This is a genomic window from Halorussus marinus, from assembly GCF_004765795.1.
GTDB lineage: Archaea > Halobacteriota > Halobacteria > Halobacteriales > Haladaptataceae > Halorussus > Halorussus marinus.
Genome location: NZ_SBIV01000002.1, coordinates 106,448 through 124,492, shown reverse-complemented (window position 1 = coordinate 124,492; position 18,045 = coordinate 106,448). Strand labels below are relative to the sequence as shown.

Below are 18,045 nucleotides of genomic sequence, written 5' to 3'. Positions count from 1 at the left end.
TGGCGGCGTGAATACAGCTTCACTCGTCGGCCCGCTCGTCGAACACCATCGCGAGGAGCTTGCGCTCGCCCCGGCGCAGGTGGCGGTTCACCGTCGGCTGGGAAACCCCGAGCATCTCGGCGACCTCGCTGCCGGAGCTCCGGCGCGGCGACTCGAAGAAGCCGGCGTAGTAGGCGGTCTGGAGCACCTCGGCCTCGCGGTCGGTCAGCCGCTCGCGGTAGTGGGCCCGAAACTCCGCGTCCGACCGGACCGGCCGATCGAGTTCGCGGCGCGTCCGGAGCGAGACGCCCTCGTAGGTGTCGAGAAGCATCCGGAGGAACGCCTGAACGTCGCCGCTCTGTGGGAGCTCGACGGTCAGCTCCGTCCCCGACGGGGTGGCTATCAGCTCCGTGGGCCGCACGCCGTAATCGAGCAGCGACGCGAGGAAGCTCTCGGCGCCCAGCGTCGCCTCGAAGAGGTGACCCTCCTCGCGGTCCGCGACGTGATCGACGCTCTCGACCTCCAGCCCGCGGTCGTGGTAGTCCCGAACCACCGCCGGGTCCGCGCCCTCGATCGAGAAGAACACGCGGAGCGATCCGTCGGCCTGTTCGACCAGCGACTCGAACTCGAAGCGGCTGTCGGTCTCGGCCGCCAGCCTGGCGGGCAGTAGCTCGTGGTCGTCGAGTTCGAAGCTGAGTTCGACGGTCGAGTCGCTCACCACCGCGTTCTTCCGCTCGGCCGCGTTGATCGCGTACGCCACCACCTCCCCGAGCTCGGTCAGCACGTCGACCGCGAGGTCGTCGAAGGCGTCGGACTCGACGGCGTACAGGTGCAACACGCCGTAGAGCATGTCCTCGTACCGAAGCGGCACCGCGATGCACGAGCGATACTCCCGCTGGAGCGCCTCCTCGCGCCACGGCTCGAACGGCGGGTTCGCCGACAGGCCGTTGCGGACCTGCACGTCGCGGGTCGCGACCGCGCGCCGGCCGGGCTCGGTCCCGCTGGCGTCCTCGCCGTCGGTGGCGGCGATCGCGTCCAGATACCCCCGCTCGACGCCCGCCGAGGCGCGGGGGGTGAGCACCTGCCCGGTCGCGGTCGGCGAGCCGATCCACGCGAACCGGTACACGTCGGTGTTCGCCAGCTTCGTACAGACCGCCTGTTCGATCCCCTCGCGCGACTCCGCCCGGACGAGCGCGGTCGTCGACTCGCGGATCAGGTCGTTGATCCGGTTGGCCCGCTCCATAGCCGCGGCCCGCTCTTCTAACTGGTCGGCGCGCTCGCGGAGCGTCTGCTCGCGCTCGACGCGTTCGAGGGCGGTCTCGACGTCGGCGGCCAGCAGGTCGAGGATCTTGACCGCCTCCCGGTCGAAGGCCGCGGTCGCGGTCGCGCCGCTGACCAGCACGCCGTACGATCCGAACGGAACCGCCGCGACGCTCCGGAGCGGCGTCGCCGAGTCGTCGACCGCGTCGTCGGTCCGGGTGTCGGGACAGACGTATCGCTCCTGTCGCTGGAACGCGGTCCACGCCAGCGACCGGTCGGCGCCGAGCAGTTCGCCGTTCGGCGCGCCGACGTTCGGCACCGCGGGCGTGTGGGAGGCGGGGTCGAGTCGCCCCGCGTCCTCGTCGTACCGGTAGGCGGTCGCGAGCAGGTTCGGCAGGAGGTCGCTCGCGGTCGCCATCGCGAGGTGGTAGACGCCCTCGGCGGTCTCGGCGGCCGTGAGCGACTGGGCGAACGTGTGTAGACCCGACAGCTGGCGCTCGCGGCGCTTGCGGTCCGAGACGTCCCGGAGCACGCCCGCCCGGCCGTACTCCCCGTCGCCGAGCGGGAACAGCGACATCCGGATCTCGCCCGGGAACTGCTCGCCGTCGGCGGTCTCTATCGTCGTCTCGATCGTGTCGACGTCGGCCTCGCCCCGTTCGAGTTGCGCCTGCGCCTCGTCGAACTCCGCGACCGACCGGGGCCCGGTCACTACGCTCGCGTGCGCACCGATTAGCTCGTCGCGATCGTAGCCGGTCAGCTCGGCGAACGCCGCGTTGACCGTGAGAAACCGCGCGTTCTCGTCGAGGGCGTACACGCCGTCCGCGACCGTCTCGACCGCCGAGCGATAGCGTTCGAGCGCCTGTTCGCGGGCGTTGCGACTCGTGATGTCCCGAACGATCCCCGTGAAGAACCGCTCGCCGTCGGCGGTGAACTCGCTCAACGAGACGCTCAGGGGAACCTCGGTGCCGTCCTCGTGGCGCCCGGCGAGCTCGACGTCCGTCCAGTCGAGGCGCCGCTCGCCGGTCTCCAGATAGCGCTCGAAGCCGGCGCGGTGTCGCTCGGCGAGGTCGTCGTCCATGATCCGAGTCAGCCGCGAGCCGACCAGTTCGTCGGGCGCGTACCCCAGAATGTCTTCGATCGCGGGGTTGGCAAAGCGGACCACCCCGTCGGTGTCGACGGTCAGGATGCCGTCCGAGGTCGCGTCCGCGACCGCCCGTAGCTGAGCGCTCGCCGGCGGCGCGGCCGAGCGCGATTGGCGGTTCATGGTGGTGTCTGTTCGTTCCGAATCGATCGCGGGACGGAAAAGCGATTGGGTTCACTCGGGATCGGGCGACCCGGGGAGCCGTCGGGCGGCGAGACCGCCCCCGACGCGGTCGCTTCACCGGATTTAAGACCACTACACTGGTGGTCTACACCTATGAGCGACGACGAACAGGAACTCGGCATCACCGAGTCCAAAGAACACAGCCCCGGCGACTGGTACGCCGAGGTCGTCACCAAGGCCAAGCTCGCCGACTACGCCCCGATGGGCGGGTTCATCGTCACCCGACCCCGCGGGTACGCCCTCTGGGAGGGCCTGCAGGACCACCTCGACTCGTGGTTCAAACAGACCGGCTCGCAGAACGCCTACTTCCCGGCGCTCATCCCCGAGAGCTACCTCGAACGCGAGAGCGACATCGTCGAGGGGTTCGACCCCGAGGTCGCGTGGGTGACCCACGGCGGCCACGACGAACTCGAAGAACGGCTCGCGTTCCGGCCCACAAGCGAGTCGATCATCACGCCGTTCATGAGCCAGTGGGTCCGGAGCCATCGCGATCTCCCGCTCCGACTGAACCAGTGGTGTAGCGTCATCCGGTGGGAGGCGACCGAGACCAAGCCGTTCTTCCGGACCAAGGAGTTCCTCTGGCAGGAGGGCCACACCGCCCACGAGACCGAAGACGAGGCGTGGGACGAGACGATGCTCCGACTCGATCAGTACGAGCGCCTCTACGAGGACGTGCTCGCGATCCCGGTGTTGCGCGGGCGCAAGCCGCCCCACGACAAGTTCCCGGGCGCCCACACCACGACCACGGTCGAGGCGCTGATGCCCGACGGCAAGTCCGTCCAGGGGGGCACCTCCCACTACCTCGGTCAGGGGTTCGCCGAGGCCTACGACCTCACCTTCACCGACGCCGACGAGGAAGAGAAGGTCGCCCACACCACCTCGTGGGGGCTGTCGTGGCGGGCCTTGGGCGCGCTCATCATGACCCACTCCGACGATCAGGGGCTGGTCCTGCCGCCGACGATCGCGCCCGAGCAGGTCGTGATCGTCCCGATCTGGAACGAGGACAACCGCGAGGAGGTCCTCGACTACGCCGAGGCGGTGGCCGACGACCTCGACGCCGCGGACGTCCGGGTCGAACTCGACGACCGCGACGAGCGCAACCCCGGGTTCAAGTTCAACGAGTGGGAGCTGAAAGGCGTCCCCGTCCGGTTCGAGATCGGCCCCAACGAGGTCGAGGACGACGAGATCACCGTCGTCCACCGCCCCGACGGCGAGGACGCGGTCGAGGACCGCGAGGACATCGCCGACGCGGTCGAGGACCACTTCGATGCGGTCTACGACAAACTCTACGACGCCGCCGAGCAGAACCTCGAAGCGAACGTCCGGGAGGCTTACGAGACCAGCGAGATCCTCGGCACCATCGGCCGGTACGGCGGCTACGTCAAGACGCCGTGGTGTGGCGACGAGGCCTGCGAGCAGGTCATCAAAGAGGAGATCGCCGCCGAGATCGTGATGGTCCCGATGGACCGCGACGAGGAGCCGATCGGCGAGGAATGTGGCGTCTGTGGCGACGACGCCGACGAGACCGCCTACTTCGCGAAGTCCTACTGAGCGTCCGTTTTCGGCTTTTTATTCAGCGTGGGGGACAGACAGCACCACCGCCTCGCCCGACAGCACCCGTTGGCGGTCTTCGTCCCCGTCGGCGCCCACGTCGGCGGCGGTCTCGACCCGAACGCGGTCCCCGCCCATCGCCTCGACGACGGTCGCGGTCGCGGTGACGGTCTGCCCCGGCCGGACCGGGCGCTCGAAGTCGAGTTCCTGTTCTACGTAGACGATGTCGCCCGGCAGATCCGCGAGGGCGGCGCTGACGACGCCGGCCGACAGCATCCCGTGGGCGACCCGGCCGCCGAACATGGTGTCGGCGGCGTAGTCGCCGTCGAGGTGGATCGGATTGTCGTCGCCGACGAGCACGGCGTAGTCGTCGATGGTCTGTTCGCCGACCGCGAGGCTCGCCTCGGCGGCGTCGCCGACGGATGCGACTGGCATGCCCGTACGTGGCCCCGGGCGTCGAATCAATCCGCGGGTTAACATGTGAAACAGGGTTTTGAAGGCGCGGTCGTGCGTGGATACCTCCATGCCTTACGCGGACAACGCCGGCGTCTCGCTCCACTATGAACTCGACGCGCCCGAGGACGGACGCGCCGACCGAGAGACGGTCGTCCTCGTGGAGGGGCTTGGCTACGGCCGGTGGATGTGGCGCTGGCAGCGCGAGCGACTCCTCGCGGAGGGGTACCGGGTCGTCCTGCCCGACAACCGCGGGAGCGGCGACTCGGACGCGCCGTCGGGCCCCTACACGATCGAACAGATGGCCGGCGACCTCGACGCCGTCCTCGCGGACGCCGGCGTCGAGCGCGCCCACGTCGTCGGCGCGAGCATGGGCGGGATGATCGCTCAGCGATACGCCCTCGACTACGACCGCGCCGAGAGCCTCGCGCTGTTTTGCACCTCGCCCGGCGGCGACGAGGCGGTCTCGACGCCGCCCGAAACCCAGCGCCGGATGTTCGAGGTCCCCGACGACGCCGACGAGCGCGAGGCGATCCGGTACAAGATGGCGCCCGCGATGACCGACGAGTTCCGGGCCGACAACGACGACCTGATCTCGGACATCGTCGACTGGCGACTCGAGAGCGACGCGCCCGACCACGCCCGCGAGGCGCAGGGCGCCGCGGTCGCCGCGTTCGACGCGAGCGACCGCCTCGGCGAGGTCGAACTCCCCGCGCTCGTCGCCCACGGCACCGCCGACCGCGTCATCCCGATCGAGAACGCCGACCTGCTCCATCGGGACCTCCCCGACAGTCGGCTCGCGCTGTTCGAGGACGGCTCGCACCTCTTCTTCATCGAGCGCGCCGACGAGGTGAACGACCGGCTGGCGGCGTTTCTCGCCGATGTTTAGCGGCGGCGAGCGCCCGTACGACTGGGTGGGCGCGTGGAGCCGCAAGCGCGCCGAGCTCTCGCCCGACGCGGTGGGGCTGGTCGACGCGACGACCGACGAGCGCTACACCTACGCGGCGCTCGACCGGCGGGCGAACCGGACCGCCCGCCTGCTGGACGAGCAGGGGGTCGCGGACGGCGAGCGGATCGCGGTCATCTCGCGAAACCGCCCGGAGCTGGTCGATCTGTTCTTCGCGACCGCCAAGACCGGCGGGGTGCTCGCGCCGCTGTCTCACCGGCTCGCGGCCGCCGAACTGGTCGAAATGCTCGGCGACGTCGACCCCGCGTTGCTCGTGGTCGAGGCGCCGTTCGCCGACCTCGCCGCCGACGTCCTCGACCACGAGGACGCCGACTTCGACCCTCGGGTCCTGACGCTTTCGGCCGACGGCGACGACGCGCGCGCGAACGGGACCGGCGATCCGCGCTGGGAGTCGTGGCCCCAACGCCTCCCGGCCGACGACTCGCCCGTCGAGGCCGGCGCCGCGTCGATGGACGACCCGCACCTCTTTCTCCACACCGGCGGGTCGACCGGGGTGCCAAAAGAGACCGTCCTGACCCACGAGTCGATCCTGTGGAACTCGTTCAACACCATCACCTCGTGGGGGCTCCGGCCCGACGACGCGACCCCGATGGTGTTCCCGATGTTCCACACCGGCGGGTGGAACGTCATCACGGTCCCCCTGTTTCACCTCGGCGGGACGGTGGTGATCGCCCGGGAGTTCGAGCCCGCGACGGTGCTAGACCGCATCGAGTCCGAGCGCGCGACCGTGCTGGTCGCGGTGCCGGCGGTGCTCCGGACGATGGCCGGCCACGACCGGTGGGCCGACACCGACCTCTCGACGCTCCGGTTCGCCAAGTCGGGCGGCGGGCCGTGCCGGGAGTCGGTGATGGAGGCGTGGTGGTCCCGGGGCGTCGACCTCTCGCAGGGGTACGGCCTGACCGAGTGTGGCCCGAACAACTTCACGATGCCCGAGGGGTGGCCCAAGGAGGCGGCCGACAGCGTGGGCGTGCCCGCGATGCACGTCGACGCCCGGATCGTCTCCGAGGACGGCGACCCGCTCGGGCCGGGCGAGATCGGCGAACTGGAACTGGCAAGCCCCCACGCCGCCGACCGGTACTGGCGCGACGAGGCCGAGACCGCCGAGACGTTCGGCCGGTGGGTCTCGACCGGCGACCTCGCCCGCAGGGACGAGGCGGGCTACTACTACGTCGAGGGGCGCAAGAAGAACATGTACGTCTCGGGCGGCGAGAACGTCTACCCGCCGGCGGTCGAAGACCGCATCGCCGACCACCCCAAAGTCGAGGAGGTCGTCGTGGTCCCCGTCCCCGACGACCGGTGGGGGCAGGTCGGGAAGGCGGTCGTGCAGGGCGAGGAGTCGCTGACCCTCGACGAACTCACCGCGTTTCTGGACGGGCGGCTCGCGCGGTTCAAGCGCCCGCGCCACCTCGCGTTCGTCGACGAGATGCCCACCTCGGGGCCCTCGAAGATCGACCGCGAAGCCGTCGAGCGGGCGTTCGGCGAGCGGTGAGCCCTCCTCGGGGGCTCAGTCGTCGTCGGCGTGGGCCTTCTCGGTGCTGTCGACCCCGATCGTCTCCCACTCGCGGTCGCCGTGGGCGCCCTCTCGCTCCTTCGCGCTGGCCGCGACCCGGACGAACTCCGCGTTCTCGCGGGCCGCCGGGATCGTGTGGCCGCCGGAGTACGACAGCCCGGATCGGAGCCCCGCGCAGAACTCCTCGCAGACGTCGCCGACCGGGCCCTTGTAGGGAGTCAGCCCCTCGACGCCCTCGTCGGCGCTGACGTTCTCGGCCTTGTCCGAGCGCTCCTCGGCGGCCGCGGTCGTCGCCATCCCGCGCGAGCGCTTGTACCGGACGCCGTCGCGCTCGATCACCTCGCCGGGCGCCTCCTCGGTCCCGGCGAACAGGCTCCCCATCATCACGGCGTCCGCGCCCGCCATCAGCGCCTTCACCGCGTCGCCGGAGGTGCGGATGCCGCCGTCCGCGATCACGGTGACCCCGAGTTCGCGTGCACGCTCGGCGCAGTCGTCGACCGCGGTGAGTTGGGGGACGCCCGCGCCCGCGACCTTCCGGGTGGTGCAGTGAGAGCCGGGGCCGATGCCGACCTTCACGCAGTCGGCGCCGGCGGCCGCGAGGTCCGCGACGCCCGCCGCGGTCGCGACGTTGCCCGCGATCAGGTCGGCGTCCGGGAACTGCTCGCGGAGGCGTTCGACCGCGGTCAGCGTGCGCTCGAGGTGGCCGTGGGCCACGTCGACGACCACGGCGTCCGCGCCCGCCTCCAGCACCGCCTCGGTCCGGGCGGCGTAGTCCTCGTCGATCCCGACCGCCGCGGCTACGCGCGCGCCGGCGTCGCTCGCGGCCGCGACCTCCGCGGCCTGCTCGTCGACCGTGTAAAAGCGGTGGACGACGCCGAGCCCGCCGCTCTCGTCGAGCGCGACGGCGAGGTCGGCCTCGGTCACGGTGTCCATCGCGGCCGACACCAGCGGTGCGTCGAGTTCGAGATTCGGCGTGAGCGACGTCGAGAGGTCGACGTCGGCGCGGCTATCCACCGGCGAGCGCTGGGGAACCAACAGCACGTCGCCGTAGCTCAGTCCGGTTCGGATGTCGTTCATACCCCTCGATTCGAAGCGACCCCGGAGTCATAAGTCTCTCGCTTCGCGCCGAGTCACTCGGTCAGCCGTTCGCGGGCGAACCGGGTCAAAAGCGGCAGGTCGTCGAGGTGGAACAGCTTCGCGAGGCTCCGCCAGTTGCCGCCGTTCGCCGCGCTCAGGACCTCCTCGTCGGCGCGGCGCAGATCGGCCATCAGGGTGTCGTACCGTTCGTTCGACGCGAGGTACAGCAGTTGGGTCATCAGGAGTCGCTGTCGCATGTGGGGGGCGACGTCGTTGTGCCACAGCTCGTCGTAGATCGAGAGCCGTTCGGCCGACGTGTCGCGGTCGTTGGTCATGAAACACCGGTCGGCCGTCATCGCGGCGGCCCGCCCGGACTTCATGCAGGTGTGGATTCCCTCGCCCCAGAGGGGGTCGATCGTCGGCACCGTGTCGCCGATGGCCATGAAGTTGTCCGTGCTCAGCCCGGTCGGCATCTGGATGTGGGCCGAGCCGCGGTGTTGTTTGCCCTCGATCCGCTCGGCGTCCGCGAACCGGGGGTCCTCGTCGAGCCAGTACTGGAGGTAGTCGTCGATCCCCATCCCCTCGCGGGCGTTCTCGCGGTGGGCCTGATTCTGGATGTAACAGAGCCCGACCTTCGCGGTGTCCCCGCCGGTGTGGAAGATCCACGAGTAACCGCCCGGCGCGAGGTCGTGGTCGAGCCGGAGCATCATCGTGTCGCTGAGGTCGGCGTACCCCTCGGCGTCCATCTCGACGCCTTCCATCTCGTACTCGATCCCGATCGCCTGATTCTTGCGCTTGAGATCGCTGACGCCGAGCGCCTTCGCGAGCGGCGCGGCCGGACCGGTCGCGTCGATCACGACGTCGGCGTACACCTCCCGGTCGCCGTCGTACCGTACCCCGACGATGTCGCCGCCCTCCATCACCGGCTTCGAGACCCGGGCGTCGAAGCGGTACTCGGCGCCCTTCTCGCGGCCGTCCCGGACGAGGTAGCGCTTGAAGTCGGCGAACTCGAGGACCGCGCCCGGCTGGTGGCGGACGTAGTGGTCGTTCGGCGATTCGAGCACCACGTCGTCGGTGTACTGCATCACCACGTCGTCGGGGATCCCGAACGCCGACATCATCGACGGGAACGTTCCCGCGGTCGACTTGTTGCTCTGGCGCGGGAACCCGTCCTCGGGTTCGGCTTCGAGGACGACCACGTCGTAGCCGCGCCGCGCCAGATCGCGGGCGCACTGCCCGCCGGCGGGGCCGGCGCCGGCGACGATCACGTCGAAGCGGTCGGTCATGGACGGTCGCCTCCGTGTGTGGAGACGCCGACAACCGCGCCAGAAGCCGCGCGGGGACGCCCGCGGCTCATCGCGTCGCCCCCGGTGAGAACGGTATATTCGTCCGCAGTCATCTCTACCGAGGGTAGAGACCACTCCCTTAAAAAACGGACGCAAACGCGCTCAACGCTGTAATCTGTTGATTCGACTCGGGCAAAAGGTCAGGTCGTCCGCCACACCTCTCGGCGCCCAGACACAGCCCGGTCCGACGCGTTCGACGAGAGACGTCGCTGTTCGAGCCGGTTCGGGTCGAGAAACAGCAGATCGCAGTTAGCGACGAACGTAGATTACAGCAGGCCCGTCTTCTGGAGCTTCATGAGGTCCTCGGTGTCGAGGGTCTCGCCTTCCTTGAACTGCTGGTAGATCTCCTCGGCCTCCTCTTTGGCCTCCTCGCGCTCCTTTTCTTTCTCGGACTTGCGCTCTTCTTCTTCCTGCTTGTCGAGTTCGCGCAGGCGCTTTTGGACGCGCACGAAGTCCTCGTGGTGCTGGTCGGCCGACTCCTGAGCTTCGACGAAGCTCTCGTGCATCTCGTCGGCCTCGTCGCGGATGTCGTCGGCCTCCCGATAGGCCTCGATCATCTGGTTGTGGTGCTCTTGGGCCTTGTCCGCGAGCTCCGTCACCTTCTCGTGGTGACGCGACGCCTCGGCGCGGACCTCCTCGGCTTCCTCGACGAGTTCGTCGAGGTCCTCGGTGCCGTCGAGCTTCTCCTTGCGCTGCTGGTACTCCTCGCGCTTGGCCTCGATCTTCTCGATGAGTTCGCGCTCTTCGTCGGTCGAGAGGACCTCTGTCTGCTGTTTGAACTCGAGGTCTTCGATCTCACTCTCGAGCTCTTCGAGGTCCTTTCCCTCGTCAAGTTCGAGGTCGGACTTCTTTTGCTCGACCTCGTCGAACAGCTCGTTGGCCTCCGCGTTGAGCTCGTTGCGCTTTTCTTTGTGCTCTTGGACCTTCTCGTTGAGCTCGTCGCGCTTCTCGCGGTGCTCCTGGGCCTCGTCGACCTTCTCGCGCGTCTTGGCGTTCAGGTCGTCGCGCTTCGACGCGCGCTTGCTGGCCTTCTGGTTCAGCTCGTTTCGTCGGTCTCGAAGCTGACCCGCGAGTTTGATTAGTTCGCCCTTCGACTTGTTCTGAAGTTCTTCTTCCGTTACACTTACCATGCTTAGTTAAACCTCGATTCCATGCCCGCCCCGGGGTTCGGCGATCGACAGCGAGCGCTGGCGACCGGTAGCAACCGTTCGGTGACAATAGTCCCTTGTCATTTGTCGCACGATGCCCGCCGAACGCCGGTGGCGTTCTGGTATCCTTACGTATTCGCCATGGATATTTAAATGTTGTGCTGTTTAGAACGGTGGAACCGGTTCACACGGCCGCTACCCGCCGTGTAAGCCGTTCCCACACTTCCGGCAGGGTTATAAACGATACTCGTTGGTCACCGCGGCCTCGCCGCGGTCGAGCGCGAGTTCGACCGCCTCGGCGCCGTCGGGCACCCGGAGGCGCCCGGCGGTCTCCCGGCCGTACGCCTCGACGCTCACGTCCGCGCCGCCGCTCCGGTCGCCGGCGGTCCACGAGACGCTCCCCGAGACCGCCTCGGGGGTGTCGTTGAGCACCGTCAGCTCCCGGCTCTGGCCCGCCCGCGGGTAGGCGTCGAGGACGACCTGGACGGGTTCGAGCGACGCCGCGACGGCGGCGTACCCCGATTTTTCGGTCCCGTCGGCCGCCAAGACGCCCATCCCGGCGCCCGCGTCGGCGTCCCGGAGCGCGTCGGCCGCGAGCAGGTCGATCCCCCGCCTCCGGAGCGTCTCGGTCACCGTCTTGAGCAGGCGGGCCTGATAGGCCTGGGACTCGTCGACGCCGCCCGAGACGTGGGCGTCGTGGGCCGCGGCGTCGAAGTCCGCCACGCCGTCGGGGTCGTCGGCGCCGTCCGGAGTCGCGAGCGCGCCCGCACCGAAGCCCCCGACCGCGCCGTCGCAGTCGTACTTCTCGGCGAGCCACGCCGCGTCGGCGGCGTCGCCGTACTCCCACCCCGGATAGAGGTGGGCGGCGTCGGGGTCGATTCCGGGCGCGCCCGAGACGGGGTAGACCGCGGCGTCGTCGGGAAGCGCCTCGGCGACCTCGCGGTCGACGGTCGGGTCGTAGGACGCCCGCCAGGCCCGCCACCGCACCTTGTAGCGTGCGAGCCGGCCGGGGCCGACCCCCGAGAGGTGGTCGGTCGGGTCGGCGTGGACCCCGAACGCGGCGACGCCGGGGTGGCGCTCGACCGCGTCCGCGAGCCGGCCGGCGAGGTCGGTCGCGCGGTCGGCGTCGTACTCGCCCGGCCCCGCCAGCGGGAGGTCCTGCCACACCAGCACTCCGGCGTCGGCGGCGGCCTCGTAGAAGGCCGGCGGCGGGACGTGACCGTACGCCCGCACGAGGTTGGCGTTGGCGTTGGCCGCCCGCTCGACGTCCCACGTCGGGTCGCCGGTCGGGAGCAACGAGAACCCCCGGGCGGGGACGCGCTGGCCGTTTACGACCAGTCCGCCGTCGGTCGCCCGGACCGTCGAGAGCCCGGTCTCGACCACCCGCTCGGAGCCGCCGAGCTTCGCCCTGACCGCGTACTTGTGCTGGGGGCCGTGGCCCGCGGGCCACCAGTACGCGGGGTCTCTGAGTTCGAGGGTCTTCTCCACGAGGGCCCGCTCGCCGGCGTCGGCCTCGACGCGGGCCCGCTCCATCACGCCGCCCCCGCGAAACCCCTGCGGACGGACCGACAGCGAGATCCGGTCGTCGAGGTCCTCGCCCGCCTCGACCGCGATCTCGGCGTCGATGGCCGCCCCGTCGTCGGTCGTTCGGGGCGCGAGCGACACCGAGTCGAGGTACGTCTCCGGGTGCGTTTCGAGCGTGGCGCCCCACCAGATGCCGGGGACCGCCCGCTCGTCGGGGACCCGATCGGTCGCGTAGACGCCGCCGAACCGGTCGGGCGCGCGACACTCCACGACGAGTTCGTTCTCGGCGTCGAGATCGGGTTCGTACCGGGCGGGCCGGAAGTAGGCGCCGTGCTCGCCGAGGAGGTCGCCGTTGAGCCAGATCCGGGCGCGGGCGAACAGTCCGCGGAGTTCGAGGGTCGCGCGCTCGTCGCCGTCCCGGGGGTCGGGAAACCGGGTGCGGTAGGCGACTGCGTCGGCGCCGGCGAACTCGGCGGGGCGGCCGGGGACCTCGACGGCGCGCCACTCGTCGGGGGATGGAGGGTCGTCCCCAGCGGACGGTTCGACGACCGCGCCCGTCCAGTCGGGCAGAGACATACTGAGGCAACTAAACCCCGGCGTGATATGTTTTACGTCCCGCGGAGCTTCACTTTCACTTTCACCGCACCCATGGCTCAATTTAAGGGGGCCGGCGCGACGACTCCCCGACATGCTCGACGATCTTCGGTGCGCTTGCGACGCTCCGGGCTGTGACCGCGCGCTCGGCGACGACCAACTGCTGGTCCGCATGGTGACCGCCGCCGGCGAGCGCCGGGCCTACGAGTGTGCCTGCGGCGCGGTCACGGTGACCGTGGTGCGCTGAGTCCCGCGGGGACCCGCCGAGTCGCCCGACGGCGCCCGAACACCGTGATCGGAAGGCCGCGCTCAAGTACCCCCGCCGCGAACCCTCCCGGACACGATGGACGAAGTCATCCACGCGACGGGCCACGAGCACGTCTCGGCCGCCCACGCGAGCACCTTCGAGGTCACGACCGACGACTTCCTCACGCCGGCGGGCGACTGCATCCTCGGCATCGAGGCCGACCGGGCGCCCGCCGACTTCGACCCGGAGTTCGTCGCGGCGTGTCGGGACGCCGAGGCGACCGTCACCGCGACGTTCGAGGCCGACGGTCACCGCGAGACCGTGACCGGTCGGGGCGACCCCGACCTCACCTTCGAGAGCGACCGGAGCGCGGTCGGCCGGACCAGCGATTACGTCGACGACCGCACCGTGATGGTGGGCGCCGAGTTCGCCGCCGAGGCGTTCGACCGCGACCTCGCGGCGGCGCTCGCGGCGGGGGCGGACCTGACGGTGACCCTCTCGGTCGTGTAGGTTTTAATCCGCTGGCGTCCCGAACGCCCGGTATGGACGATCCCGAACCCGCCGAGAACATCAGCGGCGGCGACCCCGCGGGGAGCTCGTTCGCGAGCTTCCGGGACGGCGACCCCGACACCCGCGCCGAGGCGGTCGTCGACGAACTCGGCCGGTTGTACTGGACGAAGACCTACGGCGGTCGGCCGGCCTTCGAGTGTCTGGTCCGGACGATCCTGAGTCAAAACACCAGCGACAAGGCGAGCCAGCCGGCCCACGACGCGCTGATGGAGCGGTACGCCACCGGGGGCGCGGACGGGTCCGACGACACCGACCTCGCGGTCGCGCTCGCGGGCGCCGATCCCGACGAACTCGCCGACACTATCCGACCGGCGGGCCTCTACAACCAGAAGACCGACGTCATCACGACCGTCGCCGACCGCGTCCTCGACGACCACGGGAGCGCGGCCGCCTTCGACGAGTTCGTCCGGGAGGGCGATCCCGGCGAGGTCCGGTCGGCGCTCCTCGATCTGAACGGCGTCGGACCGAAGACCGCCGACTGCGTGTTGCTGTTCGCGGGCGGGCAGTCGGGCGTGTTCCCCGTCGACACCCACGTCCATCGCATCTACCGGCGGCTCGGGGTCGCGGCGCCCGACGCCGATCACGAGACCGTCCGGGCGGTCCTAGAACGCGAGGTGCCCGCCGAGAAGTGCGGCTTCGGCCACACCGCGACGATTCAGTTCGGCCGCGAGCACTGTACCGCCCGCAAACCGGCGTGTCTCGACGGTCCCGAGGCGTGTCCGCTGTCCGACCTCTGCGATCGGGTGGGCGTCGAACCCGCGACCGGCGAGGTCGTCGATCCCGCCGACGCCGTCACAAACGAGTAGCGCCGTTCGAGATCCGCTTCCGGCTCAGGCGGCCACAGCACTGCTACCGGGCGGAGTGGCGGGCCTCTGGAGAACGCGGTCGCTTAGATTTCGGCCGTGCGCTCGGGTCCGTCATCGATGACACACGCGGCGTAATCAGCCCGATACGACTCGTCGTACATCCCGACGACGTGTTCTGCCAGCACGCGCCCGAGTAGTGGCGGGACGGCGTTTCCTATCTGCTCTACGACGTCGCTCCGGTTTCCGACGAACTCGAAGCTGTCGGGGAAACTCTGTATCCGAGCACCCTCCCGCGGCGTGAGCGCTCTGTCTTGGGTCGGATGGATGCACTTGTTGGAGGCGGGATGGATGAAGTTGACCGTCATCGTCACCGAGGGGAGGTCCGGGTCGAGGCGGGAGTAGCTCGAACTGTACCCCGTAGTGATGTAGTCGTCGACGTCGTCCACTTCCGGCGACCGCTCCAGATTCTCGATGGTCGTCTGCTTGTTCGGGCCGCTGTGTCTGATTATCGTCAGCATCTTCTCCCCGTGATCGGTCGCCTCGTGTAGCGTGAGCTCCGCCGATCCGTCGCGTAGCGACGCCTGATAGCGGTTTTGTGGCGGCTGTGTGTACTCGACTGCGCGTTCTCCGGCCTCCAGTTCCGGGAGATCGCCGATGGCGTCGACTATCGTTCTCGCCTCTCGGAGGGCTTTGGCGTCCCGGAAACTGTCCAGCGTGGGCTGTGTCGTCACGACCTTCGACTTGTCCCGGTACCCGATCGTTCGACCGTCCGCCTCGTGTGTCGGATCCGGGAATTCGATCTCCCGCTCGTCGGCCGCACCGATCATAATCAGTCGCTCTCGGCGCTGTGGCAGGCCGAAATTGGCGGCGTTCAGGATCCGCCAGTCGGCGGTGTACCCGATGTGTCGCGTATCGTCCAAAATCTGGCCGATCGTCTCGCCGTCTTCGTGGGTGGCCAGTCCGACCACGTTCTCCATCACGAAGAAGTCGGGCTCGTAGTAGGCGACGTACTCTATGAAGTCGGAGTACAGCCCGTTCCGTTCGTCCAGAACGTCGTCGCCGCGGTCCGGACGAATCGAAGAGAAGCCTTGACAGGGCGGACCGCCCACGATCACGTCGACGTCGTCGGGAGTGACGTCCGTCTGTCGGGCCGTTTTCTCGGGGGGCCACTCTCGAATGTCCGCGTTCACGACCTCCGCGTCCGGATGGTTTCGTTCGAACGTCTCGGCGGCGACGTCCTTTTTATCGAGTCCCAACAGGACTTCGAACTGGTCGGAGGGGTGGGTCTCGAAGCCGTACGTGAAGCCGCCCGTGCCACAGAACAGGTCGATGACACCTACCATAGATTACGGTGAGACGATCGCTTCGTCGCCAGTTACGGCCGTCTCGGTCTGACTGGGGCGATGCATTATCCGTAGCTATCTTCGCACCGCCTTAATACCCTTCGTAGGAGCCTCGAATTCGATCGAACCGTTGTCAGATCGGCGCAGAGTTAATCGATCGCCAACGATGAGACAATTGTCTCAATTATGTTTAACGAGCGACGGTGTCTGGTCCCAACGCATGAGCGACGAGTTCAGATCGGATCTCGGTCGGCGAATCAAGGAACTCCGCGAGCTACACGGGAACTCCCTCGAAGAGATCGCCGAGACCGCTGACATACACCGAACCACGCTCGGGAAGATCGAACGGGGCGAACGAGAGCCCGGTATTTCGATCGTGATGCGGATCGCAGACGCATTAGACGTCACCATCACCGAACTGGTGAACCCCGAATCGTTCAGAACACCGAAAGAAGAGTACGTGATCGAGGACGCAGATATCTACGACGACGTTCCCTTCGACAACTCGGCGATTCTGATGGGGATCGAGAGAGCGTACGAGAACCTGGATACGATCGACTTCGCGTTCGAACGGCGGGGTGTCGAACCGCTCGCCGAACAGTTCGACGAGTACTCTGCGCTCTCGACCGTGATCGGGGAGTTTTTCGCCTCCGGTGTCGCCGAGGCGTCTGAGGGGCTCTACGAAGTGAACGCGGGGAATTTCCCCGATCTGATCAGCACCGGCGCTCGGAGTGGCGTTCCGGGGATCGAGATCAAAGTCGCGATGGAGAACAACATGCCGAAAGGACACCTCCCGAAACCGGGCCTGTACGTCACGCTTCGGTACGTTCTGGCGGATCGAGACCGAAACTACGAGCGAGGAACGCGGAAAGACACCGCGTGGATCTGGGAAGTCCGAATGGGCGAGATGGACCCCGACCAGTTCAACAAGAGCGATACCGAGGGCGACTCGGGCAAGACGGCGACGTTCTCGGCCGACGCGCTCTGGGGGTTCGACTGCGTGTATCTCGATCCCGAGCTAAATCCGTACTCACGATACAAAGACGACGAAGCGCTCTCGGCGGTTCGGAATCAGACGACTCTCTGATCGGTCGACTCGGCGAGGTCGTCGATCCCGCCGACGCCGACTGATCGCGGAGTCGGCCGCCCCGACGCGAGCCTTTTTATCCCTCGCGCGTCTGGGCCCAGTCGAACGACATGAGCACGCTGGTGGTCTGTGTCGACCGCGACGACGACATCGGTGCCAAGACCGGGCTGGAAACCCCGGTCGTCGGATGGGAGGCGGTCCGGTCGCTGGTCACCGAGGTCGGGATCGCGGACCCCGAGGACGCCGGCGTCAACTGCTTGCTCGAATCGCTCCGGGTCGCCCGCGATCTCAGGGACGGCGACGAGGAGGTCACCGTCGCGGTCATCTCGGGGGCGGCCGACACCATGGTGGGTCGCGACCGCGCGGTCGCGGCCCAGACCGACGACCTCATCGCGGAGTACGACCCCGACTCGGCGATCGTCGTCATCGACAGCGCCCAAGACGAGCGGCTGGTCCCGATCATCGAGAGCCGGGTGCAGGTCGACGCGGTCGACCGGGTGGTCGTCCGGCAGGCCAGGGACATCGAGTCCACCTACTACCTGCTCAAGCAGTTTCTCGCCGACGAGGAGCTCCGCCAGACCGTGCTGGTCCCGGTCGGGGTCGCGCTGATCGCGTTTCCCATCCTGCTGATGGGGTTCGGGCAGGCGATCGCGGTCTCGACTATCACCGCCGTGATGGGGCTTTTCGTCCTCTACAAGGGGCTCGGCGTCGACGACTACGTGGCAGACCTCCCCGCGGAGGTCCGGGACGCCCTTTACTCCGGGCGGGTCTCGATCGTCACCTACGTCGTCGCCGCGGGGCTGTCGCTGGTCGGGGTGTTCGCCGGCGCGCTCCGGGTCTCGGATATGACGATCTCGAACGAGGGGGTGTTGATGCCCGCGATGGCGTTCGCGTTCGCGAGCGTGCCGTGGCTCGCGAGCGCCGCGATGGCGGCCTCGACCGGCCGACTGCTCGACGAGGCCATCCGTAACGACCGGGTCCGAAACGCCTACCTCAACCTCCCGTTCGGCGTGCTCGCGGTCGGGCTGGTCGTCCGGGGGTTCTCGGCGTACTTCCTCCAGCCCGCGGGGCTGGTCGCGCCCATCGTCGTCCCCCGGATCGAAGTCGGCAACCTCGTGATCGAGAGCATGCAGGTCCCGCCGGGCACCCGACTCGCGGTGTTCGTCGTCGCCGGCGTCGTGGTGAGTCTGGTCGGCGTCCAGCTCTCGTCGTACGTCACCGGGACGACCCTCGACGAGGAACTGGCCGAGTAGGCACAA

At 68.6% G+C, this 18,045-nt stretch carries 15 protein-coding genes; 8 read left to right on the top strand and 7 right to left on the bottom strand.

The features are described 5' to 3' along the window. Positions 1 to 19 precede the first annotated feature (19 nt). Positions 20 to 2,503, bottom strand: a complete 2,484-nt coding sequence (locus EPY72_RS04535; RefSeq protein WP_135805702.1) for a PAS domain S-box protein — start codon at positions 2,501 to 2,503, stop codon at positions 20 to 22. Between the two features lie 153 nt (positions 2,504 to 2,656). Here EPY72_RS04535 and proS point away from each other — a divergent pair, with 153 nt between their 5' ends. Next, positions 2,657 to 4,114 (top strand): proline--tRNA ligase, encoded by a 1,458-nt coding sequence (gene proS, locus EPY72_RS04530; RefSeq protein ID WP_135805701.1) that lies wholly within the window; start codon positions 2,657 to 2,659, stop codon positions 4,112 to 4,114. Between the two features lie 18 nt (positions 4,115 to 4,132). On the opposite strand, the gene EPY72_RS04525 is transcribed toward proS, so the two are convergent. After that, complete coding sequence (locus EPY72_RS04525) at positions 4,133 to 4,549, bottom strand: MaoC family dehydratase (protein WP_135805700.1); 417 nt, start codon at positions 4,547 to 4,549, stop codon at positions 4,133 to 4,135. An 88-nt stretch (positions 4,550 to 4,637) separates the two neighbouring features. Between EPY72_RS04525 and EPY72_RS04520 the strand changes: the two genes are divergently transcribed. Together EPY72_RS04520 and EPY72_RS04515 are read left to right on the top strand one after the other, a co-directional pair. Next, positions 4,638 to 5,456: an alpha/beta fold hydrolase gene (locus EPY72_RS04520; RefSeq protein WP_135805699.1), complete on the top strand. Its 819-nt coding sequence runs from the start codon at positions 4,638 to 4,640 to the stop codon at positions 5,454 to 5,456. Beyond that, entirely contained in the window at positions 5,449 to 7,023 is a 1,575-nt protein-coding gene (locus EPY72_RS04515; protein WP_135805698.1) for an AMP-binding protein, read from the top strand. The genes EPY72_RS04520 and EPY72_RS04515 overlap by 8 nt, the downstream gene beginning before the upstream one ends. Before the next feature lie 15 nt (positions 7,024 to 7,038). Here the strand turns inward: EPY72_RS04515 and EPY72_RS04510 are convergent, their stop codons facing one another. The 4 genes from EPY72_RS04510 to EPY72_RS04495 form a co-directional block, all read right to left on the bottom strand. Continuing rightward, a complete protein-coding gene (locus EPY72_RS04510) occupies positions 7,039 to 8,121 on the bottom strand; it encodes a guanosine monophosphate reductase (RefSeq protein WP_134669268.1) in 1,083 nt (360 codons plus the stop codon). Between the two features lie 53 nt (positions 8,122 to 8,174). Then, positions 8,175 to 9,407 (bottom strand): digeranylgeranylglycerophospholipid reductase, encoded by a 1,233-nt coding sequence (locus tag EPY72_RS04505; RefSeq protein ID WP_134669266.1) that lies wholly within the window; start codon positions 9,405 to 9,407, stop codon positions 8,175 to 8,177. Between the two features lie 326 nt (positions 9,408 to 9,733). Further along, entirely contained in the window at positions 9,734 to 10,597 is an 864-nt protein-coding gene (locus tag EPY72_RS04500) for a coiled-coil protein (protein WP_134669264.1), read from the bottom strand. Between the two features lie 252 nt (positions 10,598 to 10,849). After that, positions 10,850 to 12,715 (bottom strand): glycoside hydrolase family 2 protein, encoded by a 1,866-nt coding sequence (locus EPY72_RS04495; protein ID WP_135805697.1) that lies wholly within the window; start codon positions 12,713 to 12,715, stop codon positions 10,850 to 10,852. 112 nt (positions 12,716 to 12,827) lie between these two features. On the opposite strand from EPY72_RS04495, the gene EPY72_RS19230 reads away from it, so the two are divergent. The 3 genes from EPY72_RS19230 to EPY72_RS04485 all read left to right on the top strand — a co-directional run bounded on the left by EPY72_RS19230 (position 12,828) and on the right by EPY72_RS04485 (position 14,356). After that, complete coding sequence (locus tag EPY72_RS19230) at positions 12,828 to 12,980, top strand: hypothetical protein (RefSeq protein WP_167599401.1); 153 nt, start codon at positions 12,828 to 12,830, stop codon at positions 12,978 to 12,980. A gap of 96 nt (positions 12,981 to 13,076) precedes the next feature. After that, positions 13,077 to 13,490: a DUF371 domain-containing protein gene (locus EPY72_RS04490; RefSeq protein ID WP_134669260.1), complete on the top strand. Its 414-nt coding sequence runs from the start codon at positions 13,077 to 13,079 to the stop codon at positions 13,488 to 13,490. Positions 13,491 to 13,522: 32 nt separating this feature from the next. Further along, on the top strand, positions 13,523 to 14,356 hold the full coding sequence (locus tag EPY72_RS04485) for an endonuclease III domain-containing protein (protein WP_135805696.1): 834 nt from the start codon (positions 13,523 to 13,525) through the stop codon (positions 14,354 to 14,356). 83 nt (positions 14,357 to 14,439) lie between these two features. On the opposite strand, the gene EPY72_RS04480 is transcribed toward EPY72_RS04485, so the two are convergent. Continuing rightward, a complete protein-coding gene (locus tag EPY72_RS04480; RefSeq protein WP_134669257.1) occupies positions 14,440 to 15,699 on the bottom strand; it encodes a DNA cytosine methyltransferase in 1,260 nt (419 codons plus the stop codon). 220 nt (positions 15,700 to 15,919) lie between these two features. Between EPY72_RS04480 and EPY72_RS04475 the strand changes: the two genes are divergently transcribed. Together EPY72_RS04475 and EPY72_RS04470 are read left to right on the top strand one after the other, a co-directional pair. Continuing rightward, positions 15,920 to 16,786 (top strand): helix-turn-helix domain-containing protein, encoded by an 867-nt coding sequence (locus EPY72_RS04475; protein ID WP_134669255.1) that lies wholly within the window; start codon positions 15,920 to 15,922, stop codon positions 16,784 to 16,786. 110 nt (positions 16,787 to 16,896) lie between these two features. After that, a complete protein-coding gene (locus tag EPY72_RS04470) occupies positions 16,897 to 18,039 on the top strand; it encodes a DUF373 family protein (protein WP_167599400.1) in 1,143 nt (380 codons plus the stop codon). Positions 18,040 to 18,045 lie beyond the last annotated feature (6 nt).